Below are 19,181 nucleotides of genomic sequence, written 5' to 3' on the forward strand. Positions count from 1 at the left end.
GCCCCCTCCGCCTCCTCCTCCACCTCCACCACCCCCTCCTCCGCCGCCACCACCTCCATCTCCACCACCACCGCCGATTCCGAACATTCGGCCGGAGGTGCCTGGCCAAGTGATCGCACCGCTGGTCGCGCAACGCATGGGGTTGATGACGATGGGAACATTTCACCAGCGCCGCGGCGACCAGTCGTTTCTGACTGGTGTTGGCGCCCTGGTTTATTCGGGTCCAGGCGCGCAAGGTGATGCATCGGAGGGCGACGTTGAAGGCTCCCCGCCCGGTGTCTGGGGACGGGTTTTCGGGGCGAGAAGCGACCTTGCGACCAACGCCACCTTAAGTATCGCGGGTTACGACGTCGGGCCGCAGTTCGATGGCACTTACTGGGGGATACAGGCGGGCAGCGATCTGGCGCAAATCGAACACGCTAATGGCCACACTGAACGCTTCGGCCTCTTCTACACCCACGCGAACACAGACGGGGATATCAGCGGCAACATCTTCGGCCGGGTCGATTTGGCAGCCGGCACTCTGGACCTCTCCGAAGACAGCTTGGCCGCCTACTGGACGCATCTGGCACCCGGGGGCTGGTACGTAGACGTGGTGGCGAAGTACGGCTGGCTCAATGGAACGAGCCGCTCCAATCGAGGCATCGCATCGGATGTCGATGGAAGCAGCTTTGCAATGTCTGCCGAAACCGGTCTTCCGCTCGCGATTGCCGATGGCTGGACGATCGAGCCTCAAGCCCAGATCATCTGGCAGCGGATTGACTTTGATGACACCGGCGATCGCTTCTCGGACATCACCAGCGGGGCCTTCGATTCGTTCACTGGCCGCCTTGGCGCCCGGGTGCAATACAGCTCGGGGCCTGCGTACGGCCATTTTGGCCTAAACCTCTGGCATGGCTTTTCCGCCGACCAGACTGTCACGTTTAACACCTTCCCACTTGTCACCCAGACGGAAGGCACGTGGCTGGAGGTCAATCTCGGGGGCGCGTACGAAATAAGCGAGAACGTATCGGCCTTCGGCGATGTCAGTTATTCGTTCGATGTCGATGGAGCGAAGAACAACATGTTTGGGGGGCAAGTCGGCCTGAGGTTCAGGTGGTAGCAGTGTTGTCAGGACCACAGTATCGTGGCAACGGTGGGAAAAACTCTGGCAGCGAGGTCCAATGAAATCACTGACTGCCTATGTCATTGACGGCCATGATGTCCGAATTCGTCCAGCGCCGGTGGACCGCGATTGGATGAACGCTACCGACGAGCGCTTCGCGTATCGATGCCTGCCGCTGAATATCGCTAATGCTCACGGCTGGGAAATACTGTGCACGAGCGCATTCTCGGCTAGCTGGGACGGACGAAAGGGCAAGGATGCTATTCGTGTCCGATCACGCTCTGGAACGATCGCTTCGGCCGTCAGCCATTTTGGCGATGGTATATTGACCTTTCATGTCCCTTGTCTGTTTCGTACCGAAGCCGGCATGGACCTTTTCGTCACCGGGCCTATCAACCGGCCAAAGGATGCCATCTCCCCCCTTTCCGGCGTTATCGAAACGGACTGGTCGCCTTATACTTTCACGATGAACTGGAAGTTCACGCGTCCGTTCCAGAAGGTCTATTTCGACGCTGACGAACCTTTCTGCCACCTGTTTCCCGTTAAGCGAGGAGGGCTCGAGAGCATTGAGCCGGACATTCGCAACCTGTCGGACAATCCGGATCTGAACCGGGAGTACGATCAGTGGACCAAGAGCCGGAACACGTTCAACGCGGACCTGGGTGACCAGGATTCAAGGGCGGCTCAGGATAGGTGGCAAAAGTCATATTTCCGGGGAGAAGCCCCCAGCGGTGCATCAGGTCCAGGCGATCATCGCAGCAAGCTTCGTCTGAAACCGTTCGACAAGCAGTAAGTTGACGCCAAAGCGCTTCTCCTAAGATCGAGAGTTCACAAAGCCACTGGCCAAGTCCCCAGACCTGAATCTGATCGTCGAAAGAGTGCTGTGTGAAAATTGGTACACTCGCACCGCTGCCGAAGTAAAGAGGGCCGAAACTGAACCGATTAGCTATCGTTTGGGCCGCAAAATCGAATAACCTTAACTTGCTCGAAACGGGCAGAAACGCTGCCGACGTCTGCCTAGGCAACACAGCGCCGGCAGCGTTTCATCCATTTGAAGTTGCCTGGTGCGCGATGATGCTGTGACAGCGACACTGACCCACAAAGGTAACAGGTTGTCGAATATCGTTGGTAATTTCCGGCTCTGCGCAGTTCCGTTACAAGGAAGGCGAAAGTGAACTCCGAAAATTATCGGGACAAGCGTTGATGAAATGACGTCCGATCCGCATTGAGTTCGATCGGGAGACCAGTTGGATGAGAACTGTCTTACGGATCGCTCATCGTCCTTTGGTCCGGACAATGCTTGCCGACGTCTTGCCAGGTGCTTTTAAGTGATCACCGCGGCGGACGCAGTCATATCACCAAAACATTGGTTCCGACGGGGGCTCGGCCATAGAGGTGAACGATGTCTTCATTGGTCATGCGGATGCATCCATTCGAAACCGCCTGGCCAATCAGCCACGGCTCATTCGTTCCATGGATTCGAAAATAGGTATCCTGCCCGCCGCGGTAGAGATAGAGTGCTGCTGCGCCGAGAGGATTGTTCTCCCCTCCGGGAACCCCTCCTGCATACGCCGCCAGGCGAGGCTTGCGTTCAATCATGCTAGCTGTCGGTGTCCAAGATGGCCACTCCGCCTTTCGTCCGACTACAGCGTTGCCCTTTAGAGTAAGGCCTTCCTCGCCGACAGCGACGCCATATCGGGTCGCGCGGCCCTGCGCCTCGATAAAATAAAGGTAACGTTCATAGGTGTTAACAACGATGCTCCCCGGCGGCTCGCTGCCGGCGTAGGCGACCTCCTGTCGCCGGATAGGGGAGCGCATCGAGCTGCGCATTGGTGAGCCTACTGCGGTGCAGCCAGATGCGGCCAAAGCCACGCAGCCCAAGACGAGGCCACGGCGCGTAAATTGATCACGGTCCATTGTTACCTTCTGGTTGTAGAGCCCTGCCGCTTCCTTTAGCATCTCATTGTTTTCACGCCAAGCTGTTGCGAGGCTGAACCCTCCGCCGGTACAGACATAGGCGTGAGGTCTTGCTTCCGAGTTCAATCCAGACTGTCGTTTATGTCTTGGCGCTTGATCGTCCTACACGGTTTCCGGCGAGCAAGGCGGAGTGTTGCCGAGGCCGGACCGCGACCGAAGGGAAAGGGTCACAAGTATGTAGCTGGCGTCCCCATCTCAAGCAGTGTTCATCTCGCGAAGCTCTGTAATGAACTGTTGTGGCCTCAGCCAGATGTTGGGCGTCTTATAGCCCATGTGGCGCGCGATCTCGCCTACCCAGTTGTTGCAATTATCGACAGACGCTTGCCAGAAATGGGAATTCGCTTGCTGTTTACGGATGAAGGCCACGACATTGTTGTATTCTTCGTCAGAGAGCATCACGCGCCAGCTTGCGGACCTATACTGCTCTTCTAGATCTCCGTCGGTTGGTCCGGTCGTAGCCGGAACCGGGATGACATGCCCTACGATATATGGAGTAGCATCCGGCGAGGCCGGGGCAAGCCCTGCAACCTCAGGATCGATCATATGGCCAGTCGTGTCCACCCGCCCGAAAACGACGTAAGTGTGCCCATAGGTCAGCGCGTAGCGTGATCGAAACTCTATGAAGTGACTGTATGTCGCTGTACCAGCTGGGGCAGTGATTGAGAGGCCCCGGCTGTCAGTTACGAAATTCGGTTGGGGGCTTTTATCAGTGGTCTGGCATGAAGATAAGGAAAATACCAACAGTCCAACCAGCAGGTAATTGCTTCGTACAAGCGGCATAACTACGCTCCATGTGAGAGCCGAAGGTGAATAGTGAGCTATGTTGCCAGAGTGTTAAACCCGAACAGGCTTTCGATCCTGCCTTCTCTGGCGCAGCGACGAACCTATCTCGTCTCCAAGTTCAGAGGGGTTGCTTACCTTTAGCCCGACAGGATGCTTTTTAAAACGAGGACCTCTCCTTCGATCAGAGTCACAACCTTGATGACGAATCAGAGGTTATGGGTAGCATATGTCCGACGCTAGTGTCGGAATGTCACATGGAGCGGATAGTGGAGTGCTGTGATAAGGAGGGCACACAAAAAGTGCCGCTGGCAAAAAATTGCCGACGTCCATCTGGAACTGCGGACCGACCGACCCGATCACTTGCTGTCGAATTAAGTCAGCATGAAGTACAGCATCAACTTCTCCCACTCGACCTGAGCGAAGCGCATGGAAGACAAGGACTGGGTTTCCCAAATAGGCCCAGGACGCCGAATGCCTTATCAACCTGAAGCCGGCCTAACCCAAATCAGATGGGCCTGATCGTCCGCAATACCGGCGAAGGCAAGAAGCAGTTGGTCCATGGACGCTGGGGACTGCCACCCGGCGTTACGCGCTCGAGAAATCGAGCCAAAGCCGAAACTTGGCCCGAAGGGCAAGCCGTTCGATCTCGAGGAACTGATCGTATGGAAGCCGACCGCGGCAGGACCAATGTGCGGAAACTCAGCTTTCCGCATTGGACGCGATGGCTCGGCATAGAACACCGATGCCTTGTGCCGGTTACCAGCTTCGCGGAGCCGGATGCGGCAAACAAGGTAGAAGGCGGCAATGTCCCGAATGTATGGTTAGGTGGACGCGGCGATATCGCCATCATGCGCTGGTCGAAGGATCGCCACGGTCCGAGTTAAACGATCATCGGGCGGTAGTTGAAGACGTAAACTAGGCGACGCTGCGGCGCCTTTCGCCGTGATGCAAATAGAACCATCGATCCATCAATTTGTCATGAACTGAGCGGTAGAGGATCGGTGCCTTCGCTTAGAATTGCAAGATATCTTCGATAGCTGAACACGCGACCTCGCTTGCGGCCGGTTACTTCATCAACGATGCCTAAGCGCTCCAGATCGGCGAGCGCTGCGTTGACCGTTGGCGCAGACAAGCCTGTAATCTGGACAATCTGGTTCGCCGTGTGAAAAGGATTCTGCTGGAAAAGCTCGTGAATGCGTAGCGCCGACCCTGCTCTATCGCTTTCCATAGTGATCCGCTCCCGATCTTCCTTGAAAAGAGCGACGATTTGAGTCGCAGCCTCAAAGGCCTGATTGGCTGTATCGGCCACGCCGGCCAGGAAAAAGTCTAGCCAGGCTTCCCAGTTTCCCTGTTCGCGAACCTCTTGCAGTAGCCGATAGTATTCTCGCCGATGGGACTTCAGATAGAGGCTAAGGTATAGCAGCGGCTTTCTTAGAACGCCGTTCATGCAGAGATATAGGGTTACGAGCAGACGGCCAATACGACCATTGCCATCGAGAAATGGATGGATAGTTTCAAACTGCACATGCAGCAGGCCGGCTTTGATGAGTGCTGGTAGCCGCGATTGGTCGTCATGGATAAAGTGCTCGAAAGCATCCAGGCAACCGGCCATTTCAGTGAGGGGTGGCGGCACAAAGAGTGCGTTCCCTGGGCGCGTACCACCAATCCAATTTTGCGAGCGGCGGAACTCTCCTGGATCCTTGGAGCCGCCTCGTCCACTTTGTAGGAGTCTGGCATGCATTTCGCGGATCAGACGCAATGACATGGGCAGCGTTTCCAGCCGCTCCAAACCATACATCATGGCATCAACATAGTTGGAGACTTCACGAATATCATCGACCGGCTGCCCCGCCTGCGCTTCCGTCTCAAACCGCAAGAGATCGGAAAGCGTCGACTGCGTTCCTTCGATCTGCGAGGAAAGAACAGCTTCCTTTCTCACATACATATAAAGAAACAGCTCCTGCCGCGGCAGCAACATTGTGATACCGTCCAAGCGGCCTAGTGCGCGCTCAGCCAAGCTGAGACGCTCCAGCAATGAAAGCACATCGATCGCCGGTTCGGGCGGCAAAGGTGGGGGTACGAACGCCCGTACTGTTTCACTGGCAGCGGTCGTCTCGACGAAGCGACCTAAGCGATTGTTGGATTGGGAATCTGACATAACCCACTATCGGGCTCGCTCGTTATTTAAGCAAGACGCTTTTCATTTAATTAAGCCGCAGACTTAGATAAGCGCGCTTAATTAACGCGGAGACACGAAGTCCAGAGCGCTGATCCAGAGTGATCTGAGTAAAGGGATAATTCTGATGAGGCAACATTCACAGTGTCAGACCCGATACATCCTTTCTTAAAGCTCACCTCATATTCCCGCTCGCCCTCGGGATTAACGCCGAGAGAAACGGAAAGAGCATGACCAAAAACGACCTTTCATCACGTCATTTTCAGCGAAAGATATTAGAATTCTGCGAGATGCGTATCGCGCCGATTGCGTCCAAAAGGGTACTGGAGAATATTCGGCCCTACCTAGTCAGTTTCATCATCTATCGAAAATCGCCCCCGCTCCTGAATGGCCATATCGACTGGACGACGATCGGTCAGGCGTGTGGGATCGAAGCCGAGTTGACGACAGAACTGAAAAAGAAGATGCGGCCAGGCTTGGATGCTATCATCCGATGGCTAGGCGCACCGCCAGCTGTCGAAGACCTAAAAACTCGGAAGCGGACCCTTCGCTCAAAGAAATCAGATCAAGACAAAAAGACAACCACCGCCTCCTCAACCAGAAAGCCGCATCGCGTCGGCGAAGGCGACAATGCTACTCACTCAGCTTTCGCACAGCGTGGACCTGCACCGAAGCCGATCAGTCCTTTTCCAGAACCGCTATTCGAAGCGACAGAAGATCCGGCAAGCTTTCAGGACGCATTAGTCTATCACATGCGGCGGTTTGGCGACACATATTGGCAGCTCTACCGCTCTGTTGTTCATCTGAATGAGACCTTTGACAACAAGACGCTGCTATCCTGGATCCAGGGCGAGCGCGTGCCGCGATCTATTGCTAGCTTCACGATCCTTGGCCGCATCGAGCGGCGCTACAGGTTGCGACAGGGGTATTTAAAAGAGAAGCTGCCGCATCAGGCACGTTCACTGTACGGCCATGATCTGGGTGACATCAGCCGCGCGGAGCGGCGTAGAATCTCATTTCACCTACCGGATGATTTCAGCAGTTTGCCCTTCACCAAACGGGAAGAGATCCTTGATTGGGTGCGCCGGGTAATCATCTCCGGATCCACGGAGTATCGTCGATACCAGGTGGCGGCCAGCAGGCAACGTTATGCCATCCGCTTTCCCGGTGTCACCTATGGCGGCAATACTCTTGCCTCTCGATCGTTGGCCTCCGCTGCTGACGCCAATCAGGACGGTGCGGCAGATTTCGACGATCCTGATTTGCTTTCCGGCGTTGTCGACGCGCCACCGAGACTTGCCATGGAGATGGCTGACCTTATCCGTTTCAAAACCTCGACACTGACCGCGATTGGTTTCCAGCGAAACGGCGTCTGGGGTGAGGAAACGGCCTCTCAGAAGATCGAACACCTCGGCCTGATGTTTGGCGCGCTGGCCGCTTCACCAAACGGGGCAGTAAAGGGCTTTGGCGTACCACTCAGCCAACTGAGCTTTGGCCTCCTCATCTTCCCCGGTGTGTGGGACTGGTATCTGCAGTGGCGAGAACAGCGCCGCGGCTTCTATACCAAATGGGAAGAAGACATGCTGATGGTCGCCCAAGCCCTTTCTCGCGCGGGTGTCGGCTGGATACGACAGCACCCGGAATTACTTAACAACGTGAGGCCGATCTCAGGTTTGGTTGAGCGGGACGAAATCGAATTCGCGGCCCGTGATTGGGACGGTGCCTGCGACGCTCTTCATCGGCATGCCGCCAACCGCTCGAAGGAAATCCAACGCGTCATGCGCGTCCATCGCGACCCGTTCGAGCCTATCATGTGCGTTCTCGAGGCCGAGAGTCCATTGGCCGAGTATCGCAAGATCACGGAAGAGATCCTTGAACGCATGCCGGACGAGAACAGATATCCACGACCGGCGGCCGAAGCCGTCAGATCATTCCTACTGCTTCGGCTTGGCCTGCACCTCGGGCTGCGGCAAAAGAACCTTCGCCAACTGCGTGTCTGTCCGCGCGGCCATTATCCAACATCCGAACGCCGGCTTGAGGACTTGAAGTGCGGCGAATTGCGCTGGAGCGATCGCGATCATGGGTGGGAGGTCCTCATCCCATCGGTCGCATTCAAAAACTCCGGCTCCTCCTTCTTCGGACAGAAGCCCTTCCGGCTGATCCTGCCCAATTTACTCGATCTCTACAAATACCTCGACGCGTATATCGACAAGCACCGTGGAGTTCTGCTCGGCGGAGCCAAAGATCCCGGGACCCTGTTCGTCAAGACGGTAAAGACGACCAGCATTGATGCCGCCTACAACTCCACCACATTCTACGAGGCTTGGCGGACCGTCATCCAACGCTATGGAATTTATAACCCCTACACCGGGCGAGGCGCGATCAAGGGCTTGCTGCCGCATGGTCCGCATAACCTGCGGGACATTCTCGCGACGCATATCCTTAAACAGACCGGATCCTACGAGCAGGCGAGCTACGCCATTCAGGACACGCCCGATGTCGTGCAACAGCATTACGGTCGCTTCCTGCCTCAAGACAAGGCGGCACTGGCCGCCAAGATTCTCAATCAGGTCTGGGAAGCTGCCTAAAATTGAATGAGTGCTCGGCTCGGATGTTTATTGCCTACGCCCGAGCCGGGACTCGTCGTTTCCGCTCTTGAAGGGATCCGAACCAGCGAACCCCTTATTACAAATCCTCGTCCAACCGAGTCCGCCAGATGATGTAAGAATTTAGCTGGCTCGAATGACTTGTTGGAGTCGTCTGCCGACCCTCCTGAGTCACCGTCATAGGCATTGATAACATCGGCGCACTCTAGCAAAATTCGGCGTTGGGCCTTCCAAAATGGCTAAACGGGCGGCTTTGGCATCCGCAGTGTCACGCGGCACCCCGACTCCAAATTTTCACGAGTGATCGTCCCTCCGAGTTGCTGGACTAGCAGCGATACTATCCGAGCACCTATGCCTTCTGGTGTACTAGCATGCATGCCTACGCCGTTATCAGTTACAGACAGAACAACCTCCTCGCCGGCTCTCAGCATAACCTGTATAAGGCCGGCTCGCGCCTCCGGGAATGCATACTTGAGGCTATTGGTCACAAGCTCGTTGACAATGATCGCAATCGGCACGGCCTGTTCGCTGTGAATAAATAGTTCATCCGCATCGGCCTTGATGGCAACCGGACTCGTTCCGCTGATCGACGCGCTGAGATGTTGGCAGATTTCCGTCAAGTATGTCCTTGCATTCACAACCTTCCGGTCTGCAAGTATCGTAAGGTGGTCGTATACTTGCGCCATGACCTGAATGCGCTCACCCATCTCGGTGAGCGCTTCTGCAGCACTCACCCCAGGATGCCTCGCCTGAAGCCGCATTATTGCCGATAACATCGCCAGATTGTTCTTGGTGCGATGGGCAAGCTCCATCAGGAGGACTGTTTTGGCTTTCTCCGCCCGCACGACTTTTTCCATCTCGGTCCGCAGTGCTTCGGCCACAAGCCCGATGACAGCGGCGGTTACTGTGAACAACAAGATAGGCAGGACATAGCCCGGGAACGGCACGGTTGGTCTGAGTGACATGTACGCGAACGCGGCACCCAGCGCGGTTGCATAAAGTGACGAACCTCGATCGAACATAATTCCTGTCAGGAAAATACCGGGCAAGAGAAAGAAGAAACCAACAAAGCCTGTCTGTGCGTAGAGACTAATCTGCACGCCAATGCAGAGTGCCATTATCACAGTTGTTGCCGAGTACCTTACCCATACAGGCTGCGGTTTTCCGGGGAGGAAATAGAGTAGCCGTTCCATTCTGATTATTACCCTAAAAGGCATTTCATTGGGTCGGCCACTTCGCACGGTGGCAACGAGGAATATGACAGTAGCCGTCGCAGCGCCTTGTCGGCAAGCTGACTCGAGCGGGGTTAACGGAGACGACTGACAAGGGGCGAGATTTTGGGAGCCTTGACACGCAGAACTAATGCGGATCTTTGGGCTAACTGCGATCTGGAAGGCAGCGAAACGGAAGCGCCAGCCCCTAATCCACTGGATGTCCGCTTCGGGTGGCAGCCTATGTGATCGGTTCGGGGAACCATAGTTCACATTCGCCTTGAACGGATCTGAACCGGCGGCGCCCTAGTCAGATGGGGCAAGTGCTTTATAAATTGGATCTCGAAGCATCCCCCGCGCATTAGAATTCGAGGCCGCAGCACAGCAAGATGCCGCAGCTCTCCACCTTGAGGCAGAAGTTCACGAAGCTGGAGCGCGTTACCGACGCAACGACAACGTTGTTCGTATCGGGATATAACAGGAACTGCCAAAGGACTCGGCGGTGGACATCGTAGCCGGAGGCTATGATGTCGCCCTAAGGATCGGCGAGGTCATTGAACGAGATATGGTTGCTGTCCGTTTGGGACCCGAATTGCGCCAAGTGGCGATCGCGACACCTAACTATTTCAACCAGCATGGTCGTCCGGGGGATCCGCGTGATCTTGTTCATCACCGACCTGGTCAACAGCGTCGGCAACGCCGTGGCGTGTGTGCACGCTGGCCTTTTCGTGGTGAAGTGCCAGTGGCCGTTCGCTCGCGGAACACCTCAACCTGTGTGAGGGATTGCGCTTTCAGTTCCCTACTGTGGCGCGACCACATCGGCGGTTTCAGGTTGCCAATTGGCGACGAGCAGTACGAAAAGCGATCGTACCCCCTGAGCACCATGTATAAGCACTCCCTCAATGTCCGCTGTCGCCGATGGGCCAGTATGGAAGCTTGCGTAGCGACTGTTCCGGAATTCCGGTCGACGATACGCTTGGTGGATATTGACAACGATATCGGCGGGATCGAGTAGCACGACCAAATGCTGCGCAAGATATCCAAGCGCATTTATGCCCAAGTCCGCATCACTGAGGAGGACCGAACCTGTCTCCGCCACTCCAAAGGAGGCGCGAACTATCGCAAAGTCGACGTCCGCTAATTGCCGAGGGAGAGCGCCGACGGAAATGCTCCGGTTACCCTCAATTTCTGGAACCATCGAACACACTATTTTGATCGCCGAGACCCTATCCCTGACGTCAGCGAGAAAGGCGTCCGAGGCGGGAGCATCGAGCAGGACACCTCCCATATGCTCGAGACTTGATTTGAAGGTCGAAACCAGCGAAGCGGGCGCGTGATCATCGTACAATGGGGACGAGGGAAGCGGCCGCTGAAGCCTGGGCAGGTTTGCGCGGATGGATGCAAGAATTTTGTCTCTGCTTTCCATCATTTCCCGTTTTCCGCGTACCAGCTATGGAATGTATGCTTTGTCGCGGGGGGAAGCTCGCGATGCTTCCCCCACGAATTCAATCCGTTGTACAGCACGAAACGTGGCAGATGCTTCAGGCCAACTTTTACTACCTTGAGAGCGGAACGATATGCGGCGGGACGCGCGAGCAGTTGGCCGGACAGTTTCATAGCTGCTCGGTTGGCTAGCGGGACTTCTTTCTTGGCTACGAGTTGGCGGCGCCAAGCGTATATTTGTTCGTGGATGTTAATTTTGACCGGACAGACATTCGTGCAGCTGCCATTGAGGGTTGACGCAAAAGGCAGATTACTGAATTTCCGTGCATTGAAGGTCGGATCGACGATAAGGCCTATCGGACCGGCATATGTGGCCCCGTAACTGAGCCCGCCGCTGCGCCGATAGACCGGGCATGTGTTCATGCAAGCACCGCATTTGATACACTTGAGCGAAGTCCAAAACTCGGCCATGCCAAGCCGCGCTGAGCGACCGTTGTCAACCAAAATGACATGCATCTCCCCTCCCGCGCGGGGACCGCGAAAATGCGAGGTATATTGGGTGATCGGCGTCCCGAGCGCACTGCGGGACAACAACCGGATGAAGACGGCCAAATCCTCAATTCGCGGAATGATTTTCTCGATTCCGATTGAGGCAATATGTAGATCCGGCACATTGGCCGATAGGTCTGCATTGCCTTCGTTGGTGCACACTACAAACGTACCAGTCTCTGCAACGGCGAAGTTCGCGCCTGTCATGCCTGCGCCGGCATCAAGGATCAAGGGACGGGCAGATTGGCGCTGAGCCTCTGCGAGGTAATGGGCATCGCTGTTGTGGGGATCGGTACCGATGGTTCTAGCCAAAACGTCGGCGACGTCCGCTTTGAGCTTGTGTACTGCGGGCACGACAACATGGCTCGGCTCTTCGTTATCCAGTTGTTGGATTCTCTCCCCAAGGTCGGTCTCCAACACATCGATGCCGACAGAGGCCATGTATGTTCTAAAGCCGCACTCCTCGGTGAGCATCGACTTGCTTTTAATAAGCGATGTCGCCCCGTGATCGCTTAGTATGCGGTGAACGATCCTGTTGTGCTCGTCCGCATCCGTTGCCCAGTGCACGTGGATACCGTTCGCCTTCGCCTTGCTTTCGAACTCCAGGAGATAGTCGTCGAGGCGGGTCAGGGTATGTTCTTTGATCGCAGAGGCAAGTTCGCGAAGCTCTTCCCACTCCTCGATTCCGTGCATCTCTCGGTCGCGCTTCTGTCGAAGGCCCCAAAGCCTCTCATCATGCATTGTCGCATGCTGCTTCGCTGCGACAAAGTCGGCAGCGGCCTTTGCCTGATCGATGGGCCGGTTACCGCGGACGACAGCTCCGCGCGGCTGCGGTTCGCGGGTGTCCGCCCCCTTCGCCCCGGAACCGGGTTTCATAATGCTACCCCGTTCAAGACCTGCGCGATATGAACGAATTTGATCGGCAAAGCGCAGCGCTCCGCACACCCTTGCTGGTGCATCAGGCAGGAAGAGTCAGCCGAGACGATGTAGTCGGCTCCGGCGCGGACATGGTCGGCAACCTTGTCGTAGCCCATTTTGGCGGAAACGGACTCGTAATAGGCAGAGAAAGTGCCGCCGAAACCGCAGCATTCATCTGGTCGCGAGGGCTGCACAAACGTGATGCCCTCCACTTTAGACAGGAGAGCATGCGGTTTGGAGAGGAACGGTTTATGCAGTTCGGACGGCGTCGCGTGACCAAGTTTTCGCAGCGATCCACACCCGTTGTGGAGCCCAACCCGGTGGGGAAACCGAGCCCAGGGAAAGGCGTTGACGTTTAAGATGTCGTGTAAGAACTCAACGATCTCAATCGTGTGCGAACGAACATTCTTTACTTCATCGGTCTGTTCAATGGCGTCAAAATTGTAGCGGACATGATGGACACAGCTGCCTGACGGGGAAACAACATAGTCGAAATGCGCAAAATTGCGCACGAACAGTGTCTCAACATCGGCGCAATACGTATTGAAACCACCGTTGGCCATCGGTTGACCACAACAGGTTTGGTTCATTGGGTATATCACGTCGCAGTCAAAGCGCTCGAGGAGTTCGAGTGTAGCAATGCCCACTTCCGGAAAGAAGGCATCAATGTAGCAGGGAATGAATAGCCCAATGCGCATGGGTGTCTCCTTCGGTGCAACGGGCCTCGGAATGAGCGAGTTCATTCAAGGTTCTAAGGCGCGCAACCGGTCGGTATTTGTGCCATTGGGAGCAACTGCCAAAGAGAACAGAAATCAGCGGCGGCATCTCGCTCAAGTTCGATGGGCGGTCTTCACTGCTGTAGATTGAAGGCCGCCCCATGCGCGTCGGCGATCGCTCGTTCGAGATCATCAATCGGCGTTGCGTTAGCCGTTTTGTTACCTTCGAGTTCCTTCGGCATTTTCCAGCCCGGATCAACGCCCTCCATATTCGGAAGTTCATGGGCAATTCCCTTATGGCAATCGATGCACGTGGCCTTGCCCGAGAGCAGATACTTCGAGTGGATATCGGCGGCGCGTTGCGTCTGCTTCTGGAAGTCCATCGCCACGGCCGAGTGACAGTTCCGGCACTCCAGACTGTCGTTTGCCTTCATGCGCGCCCATTCGTGCTGGGCAAGCTCCAGTCGTTTCTCAAGGAACTTCGGGCGAGTGTTGATGGTCCCGAAGAGTTTCCCCCAGACCTCCTTCGAAGCCTGCATCTTGCGCGCAATCTTGTCCGTCCATTGATGCGGAACGTGGCAATCGGGACAGGTTGCCCTCACGCCGGAGCGGTTGGAGAAATGGATGGTACGACTGAGTTCCTGATAGACGTTGTCGTGCATTTCATGACAGGAGGTGCAGAACTTCTCGGTGTTGGTGAGCTCCAGCGCCGTATTGAACGCGCCCCAAAACATCACGCCGCCGACGAAACCGCCGAGGGTCAGAACCCCCAGGCCGATCGTTGCGGCGGGCGTGGTCAGGATCGACCAAGCCCACAAGAATGCCGTCTTCAGCCAGGCCATGGGTCACTCGCTCCCCGCCGGTTTGAAGCCGAGCTCGCTCATGTCCTTGAACTGATTGATCACGAGGCTGCGGGTATCAGCCTGCGGAACATGGCATGTCGTGCAGAAATATCGCCGTGGCGAGACGTCGGCGAGCATCTGGCCGTCGCGCGTCATGTAATGCGTGACACTGATCATCGGCGCGCCGGAATCCTGAGTGAACTCTCGCTTGTGGCATGAGAGACAGCGGTTGGCGTTGACCGACAGCTCGTAGCCCTCGATCGAGTGCGGGATGATCGGTGGCTGATCAGGATAGGCCCGCATTTTCCGCTGATCATCGGTTACCCATTTGGGCAAGGGTTTCGCCTCGCCGGTATCCATGGCCTGGGGCGGTCCTTCTAGTTGGGGCACATTCTGCTGCACAACCTGGCCGATGGCGGCTGTCGCGACGAACACGACGAGACCGGCCATGACTGTCATCCACTGCGACCGCCCTAAATGGCGGAAACGATTTTGACCGCGCATTTTTTGAAATCCGTCTGTTTGGAGATGGGATCGGTGGCGTCCAGCGTGACCTTGTTGATCAACTGGCTGGCATCAAACCAGGGAACGAAGATGACACCAGGCGGCATGCGGTTTCGACCGCGGATATCGATGCGAGAACGGATCTCACCGCGACGCGAGATGATGCGAACTTCTGCTCCCTGGTTGATGCCGCGCTTGCGGGCATCCTCCGCATTCATGAAACATCGCGCACCAGGGAAGGCCTTGTAGAGCTCGGGAACACGCATTGTCATTGAGCCGGAATGCCAATGCTCAAGCACGCGGCCGGTCACCAGCCAGAAATCGTATTCATCGTCAGGCGATTCTGCCGGAGGCTCGTAGGGTACGGCCAGGATAACGGCCTTGCCATCCTTCTGACCGTAGAATCTCAGCCCTTCGCCGGGCTTGACGTAGGGATCATAGCCTTCCCTGTATCGCCAGCGGGTTTCCTGCCCGTTGACAACGGGCCAGCGCAGCCCGCGCACATCATGGTACATGTCGTAGGGCGCAAGATCATGCCCGTGCCCCCGGCCAAACGTCGCGTACTCCTCGAACAGTCCCTTCTGGATGTAGAAGCCGAAAGCCTTGGCCTCGTTGTTGTCGTAGTCCCCGCTGGTCTCGCTCAGGGGGAATTTGTCGACCTGGCCGTTGCGGAACAGCACGTCGAAGAGTGTCTTCCCGCGATACTCTGGGTTGGCGTCCAGAATGTCCTTGGGCCAGACCTCATCGGTCGTGAAGCGTTTGGAAAACTCGGCGATCTGCCACAAGTCCGAACGGGCTTCGCCTTTCGCTTGCACTAATTGGTGCCAGACATGCGTCCTGCGTTCAGCGTTGCCGTAAGCGCCTTCCTTTTCGACCCACATCGCCGCCGGCAGGATCAGGTCGGCGCTCATGGCCGTTATGGTCGGGTAGGCGTCGCTGACCACGATGAAGTTGTCAGGATTGCGATAGCCCTGCCAGGTTTCATTGCTGGTGTTGGGGCCGGCCTGAACGTTGTTGTTGACCTGAACCCAATAGAAATTGAGCTTGCCATCCTTGAGCATCCGGTCCTGCTGGACGGCATGATAGCCGGGTTTCTCGGGGATGATCCCCTCCGGAACCTTCCAGATTTCCTCCGCGTGCTTGCGATGCTCCGGGTTGGTCACGGTCATGTCCGCCGGCAGACGGTGGGCGAACGTCCCCACCTCACGGGCCGTGCCGCAGGCCGATGGCTGGCCGGTCAGCGAGAACGGGCTGTTGCCGGGCTCGGCAATCTTACCCGTCAGCAGGTGGATATTGTAGACCATCTGGTTGGCCCAGACGCCGCGGACATGCTGGTTGAAGCCCATCGTCCAGAGCGACATGACCTTGCGGGCCGGGTCGGCGTAAAGTTCCGCCAGTTGTTCAAGGAAGCCAACATCGACGCCGGACAGCGCCGCTGCCTTTTCGAGCGTATACTCCGCAACGAATGCCTTGAACGCTTCGAAATCAATTGGCTCAGTCTTTCCAGGGTCAGCCGAATTCGCAGCCTTCGTCTCCGCGGGATTGTCAGGCCTCAGACCATAACCAATGTCTGTTACGCCCCGCGCGAACTTGGTGTGCTTGTCCACGAAGTCCTTGTTGACGCGGTCGGTCTGGATGATGTGGTTTGCAATGTAGTTGAGGATCGCGAGGTCTGTGCCCGGCTTGAACACGATCGGCACGTCCGCGAGATCCATGCTCCGATGCGTGAAGGTCGAGAGCACCGCCACGCGGACGTGTGGGTGCCCCAAGCGGCGATCCGCCACCCGCGTCCACAGGATCGGATGCATCTCCGCCATGTTGGAACCCCAAAGCACGAAGGCATCCGCGTTCTCGAAATCGTCGTAGCAGCCCATCGGCTCGTCCATGCCAAAGGTGCGCATAAAGGCGTAGGCGGCCGAGGCCATGCAATGGCGGGCATTCGGATCGAGGTTGTTTGATCGAAGGCCGGCCCGCATGAACTTCGTTGCGGCATAGCCCTCGAAGATCGTCCATTGGCCGGAGCCGAACATGCCGACCGCAGTCGGCCCTTTCTCCTTCAGCACCTTCTTGCACTGCTCAGCCATCACGTCGAAGGCCTCGTCCCAGGTGACCGGCATGAACTCGCCGTCCTTGGCATAGACCCCGTCCCGCTTGCGCAGCAGTGGCGTCTGCAGCCGATCCTCGCCGTACATGATCTTGGAGAGAAAGTAGCCCTTGATGCAGTTCAGGCCACGATTGACCTCGGCCTGCATGTCACCGTGCGTGGCAACAACCTGCCCCGCCTTGACGCCAACCATGACGCCGCAGCCCGTGCCGCAGAAGCGGCAAGGCGCCTTCGACCATTTGATCTGCAAGGCTTCCACCCCGCCGGGAACCGGCTGCGCGGCGGCGGGCAGCGTTATTCCGGCAGCAGTGGCCGCTATGGCCGCAGCCTGGGCCTTCAGGACGTCACGCCGGGTCAGGGATTCGGTCTTCGACATGCTTCTCCTCCGTAACCTGCTCAAAAACCATGTTGGCGGCAATGACGCCGTCCATCAGCGAGACTCTGGACAGAACCTCGCCCAGAAACCCCGTGCTCGGGCCCTCGATGACAACGACGATCTTGCCTCGGTCATGGCCGTGCACTTCCAGCCCTTCGACGTCTTCGAGCTGCGCCAAAACTGCTTGCGTAAATTCAAACCGTGTCGCGATGACCGCACTTGAGACGTGCCAAAGAGAGTGCTCAACCATTGGAGACCTCGCTCAGCGAACGGATGGCGATGGCATCCACGGGACAGACCTGCAGGCATGCGCCGCATCCTGCGCAGGCGGATGTCTCTATGAGCGGCAAGAACGGCCCGCCAATCCGTGGCCGGAATCGTATGGCTTGAGCGGGGCAAGCCTCGCCGCAGGATTGGCAAGCAACTCCCTTCGCAGCGAGACAGCCTTCAGACACCTCTGCCACATGATCGAACTGGAAGCGCTCGGCATCGAAGACCGGCTCCGGACAGACATTCAGGCACTCTCGACAGAACGTGCATTCGCCGACAGACAGATCAACTCCGGGAACTCCGGCGACAAGCCGGATTATGGAGGTGGGACATCGTTCGACGCATCGATTGCAGCCGGTGCATCGTTCAAGCGAAGACGGCGACACGCCCGGAGGCAGGATCGGCAGGCGAGTAACGTCGCCCCTGAGGAAGGCCCGGCGAGAGAGTGCGATCGCGTCCATGGGCCGCCTCAGTGAATGGTCGGTGGCGGCCCTGGCGGGCCATAGATCATCTGGTAGAACCAGACAAGAAAGCCGTACGTCGCCACGGTTCCAACCGCGACCACGGGCCAGACACCAAATGCCAGGATCGCAAACGCCAGTCGCTCACCCCGTCGCGAAAGCCGCCTGTCGCCTTTCAAAGCTTCCGGTAGATCGGTCATCGAGAACCCTACCCCCGAGCGCAACTCGCCCTCATCGTTTTATTCATCCCAGGAAAAACTAGCATCCTACGACAGCGGAGGCCTGTAGTATCCCGTAACATCTCTAGTAAAACTCATTCCCGGCGCGAGTGGGTCAGTTGGAACGCGCTAGCCTTCTCGAGATGTTTGCGGCGACATGCTCAGCGATTGCACCTTTGATGTCTGTGACCGTATCGAACAATCGATTGTCGAGGTCGATGACATCGAACCGGACAGCAATGAACCGCAAACGGCTATCGATCGGAACGGCGATCCCGACCTCCTGACCTTCAAAGACGACAGCTTGCTTGTGCATGTCAAATCTCCGCGTCCCGCACAATCATGCGCACCGTTAGCAACAATGAGAACAAGATCTTCTGCGTCCTTAAGGGCTTGCAAGTCGAAATCGGGTCGATCCGGCGTAACGCGCTCGCTTCGCCACTACAAAGGCAGGCAGTCGAAAGATCGGCTCAGTCCATTCCTCTAGGCATCATCGACCAGATACACACCGAAGATATATGCAGGGTAAAGTCCACTACCACATCGAGCAAAATCTAGCCCAGATGAACGCCCCAAGCAACTGATTTTCCGATGATTTTAGAGTGTGCAATTATATGACAATTACCGCGCTTGCGAACAGGATGTGAATTGTTGCAAATATGGTTGCCCTCGTCATTGTCGACTGGGCACGCAAGCGCCCACACGGCACGATTCAACCGCATCATCCATCGAGATCGCGTTTCGAGACGGCTAGTATGTAACCAATCGCGCTGCGGCTCTCCAGCTCCGTAATCGAGGACGCGCTGATCTCCGGAATCGCTTTCCCCGAGCCCTCCCAGACGACTATATGAGGTCGGCCCAAGTAGAATGAGGCCCCCGTTCAACCATTTGCATCCTCGGAGCCGATCACATTCGATCGACC

Annotated in this window: 17 protein-coding genes; 3 read left to right on the forward strand and 14 right to left on the reverse strand. The window is 56.7% G+C overall.

Translation table 11 applies throughout. The annotated features are described in order from the left end of the window. Together QTL94_RS23730 and QTL94_RS23735 are read left to right on the forward strand one after the other, a co-directional pair. On the forward strand, positions 1 to 1,102 hold a 1,102-nt coding region (locus QTL94_RS23730; protein WP_289803268.1), incomplete at its 5' end, for an autotransporter domain-containing protein. A gap of 61 nt (positions 1,103 to 1,163) precedes the next feature. Beyond that, positions 1,164 to 1,898 (forward strand): DUF6065 family protein, encoded by a 735-nt coding sequence (locus tag QTL94_RS23735; RefSeq protein WP_065691898.1) that lies wholly within the window; start codon positions 1,164 to 1,166, stop codon positions 1,896 to 1,898. 557 nt (positions 1,899 to 2,455) lie between these two features. Here the strand turns inward: QTL94_RS23735 and QTL94_RS23740 are convergent. From QTL94_RS23740 to QTL94_RS23750, 3 genes are all read right to left on the reverse strand, one after another. Beyond that, the gene (locus QTL94_RS23740; RefSeq protein WP_065692222.1) at positions 2,456 to 3,022 is read right to left on the reverse strand and encodes a L,D-transpeptidase; all 567 of its coding nucleotides are present in this window, start codon (positions 3,020 to 3,022) and stop codon (positions 2,456 to 2,458) included. A 255-nt stretch (positions 3,023 to 3,277) separates the two neighbouring features. Next, positions 3,278 to 3,862 (reverse strand): hypothetical protein, encoded by a 585-nt coding sequence (locus QTL94_RS23745; RefSeq protein WP_065691897.1) that lies wholly within the window; start codon positions 3,860 to 3,862, stop codon positions 3,278 to 3,280. Between the two features lie 979 nt (positions 3,863 to 4,841). Next, the gene (locus QTL94_RS23750; protein ID WP_065691896.1) at positions 4,842 to 6,023 is read right to left on the reverse strand and encodes a Fic family protein; all 1,182 of its coding nucleotides are present in this window, start codon (positions 6,021 to 6,023) and stop codon (positions 4,842 to 4,844) included. Between the two features lie 248 nt (positions 6,024 to 6,271). Here QTL94_RS23750 and QTL94_RS23755 point away from each other — a divergent pair, with 248 nt between their 5' ends. Next, positions 6,272 to 8,629: a hypothetical protein gene (locus tag QTL94_RS23755; protein WP_065691895.1), complete on the forward strand. Its 2,358-nt coding sequence runs from the start codon at positions 6,272 to 6,274 to the stop codon at positions 8,627 to 8,629. Between the two features lie 257 nt (positions 8,630 to 8,886). Here the strand turns inward: QTL94_RS23755 and QTL94_RS23760 are convergent, their stop codons facing one another. The 11 genes from QTL94_RS23760 to QTL94_RS23810 all read right to left on the reverse strand — a co-directional run bounded on the left by QTL94_RS23760 (position 8,887) and on the right by QTL94_RS23810 (position 18,575). Beyond that, positions 8,887 to 9,840 carry a sensor histidine kinase gene (locus tag QTL94_RS23760; protein ID WP_065691407.1) on the reverse strand — a complete coding sequence of 318 codons (954 nt, stop codon included), beginning with the start codon at positions 9,838 to 9,840 and terminating at the stop codon, positions 8,887 to 8,889. Between the two features lie 817 nt (positions 9,841 to 10,657). Next, complete coding sequence (locus QTL94_RS23765) at positions 10,658 to 11,284, reverse strand: LutC/YkgG family protein (protein WP_065691445.1); 627 nt, start codon at positions 11,282 to 11,284, stop codon at positions 10,658 to 10,660. Further along, entirely contained in the window at positions 11,284 to 12,726 is a 1,443-nt protein-coding gene (locus QTL94_RS23770) for a lactate utilization protein B (RefSeq protein ID WP_065691406.1), read from the reverse strand. The genes QTL94_RS23765 and QTL94_RS23770 overlap by 1 nt, the downstream gene beginning before the upstream one ends. After that, positions 12,723 to 13,466, reverse strand: coding sequence for a (Fe-S)-binding protein (locus QTL94_RS23775; RefSeq protein WP_065691405.1), 744 nt, complete (start codon positions 13,464 to 13,466; stop codon positions 12,723 to 12,725). Before QTL94_RS23775 ends, QTL94_RS23770 begins: the two co-directional genes overlap by 4 nt. 152 nt (positions 13,467 to 13,618) lie before the next feature. Continuing rightward, positions 13,619 to 14,326 (reverse strand): NapC/NirT family cytochrome c, encoded by a 708-nt coding sequence (locus QTL94_RS23780; RefSeq protein WP_065691404.1) that lies wholly within the window; start codon positions 14,324 to 14,326, stop codon positions 13,619 to 13,621. A 3-nt stretch (positions 14,327 to 14,329) separates the two neighbouring features. Next, positions 14,330 to 14,830, reverse strand: coding sequence for a nitrate reductase cytochrome c-type subunit (locus QTL94_RS23785; protein WP_065691403.1), 501 nt, complete (start codon positions 14,828 to 14,830; stop codon positions 14,330 to 14,332). Then, the gene (gene napA, locus QTL94_RS23790; RefSeq protein WP_065691402.1) at positions 14,800 to 17,310 is read right to left on the reverse strand and encodes a periplasmic nitrate reductase subunit alpha; all 2,511 of its coding nucleotides are present in this window, start codon (positions 17,308 to 17,310) and stop codon (positions 14,800 to 14,802) included. The genes QTL94_RS23785 and napA overlap by 31 nt, the downstream gene beginning before the upstream one ends. Next, the gene (locus tag QTL94_RS23795; RefSeq protein ID WP_065691401.1) at positions 17,279 to 17,560 is read right to left on the reverse strand and encodes a chaperone NapD; all 282 of its coding nucleotides are present in this window, start codon (positions 17,558 to 17,560) and stop codon (positions 17,279 to 17,281) included. Before QTL94_RS23795 ends, napA begins: the two co-directional genes overlap by 32 nt. Continuing rightward, positions 17,553 to 18,041: a ferredoxin-type protein NapF gene (locus QTL94_RS23800; RefSeq protein ID WP_083199350.1), complete on the reverse strand. Its 489-nt coding sequence runs from the start codon at positions 18,039 to 18,041 to the stop codon at positions 17,553 to 17,555. Before QTL94_RS23800 ends, QTL94_RS23795 begins: the two co-directional genes overlap by 8 nt. A gap of 8 nt (positions 18,042 to 18,049) precedes the next feature. Further along, positions 18,050 to 18,241 carry a periplasmic nitrate reductase, NapE protein gene (gene napE, locus QTL94_RS23805; RefSeq protein ID WP_065691399.1) on the reverse strand — a complete coding sequence of 64 codons (192 nt, stop codon included), beginning with the start codon at positions 18,239 to 18,241 and terminating at the stop codon, positions 18,050 to 18,052. A gap of 133 nt (positions 18,242 to 18,374) precedes the next feature. Further along, a complete protein-coding gene (locus tag QTL94_RS23810; protein WP_065691398.1) occupies positions 18,375 to 18,575 on the reverse strand; it encodes a hypothetical protein in 201 nt (66 codons plus the stop codon). Positions 18,576 to 19,181 lie beyond the last annotated feature (606 nt).

The sequence above is a fragment of the Rhizobium sp. S96 genome (assembly GCF_030382195.1).
Classification (GTDB): domain Bacteria; phylum Pseudomonadota; class Alphaproteobacteria; order Rhizobiales; family Rhizobiaceae; genus Rhizobium.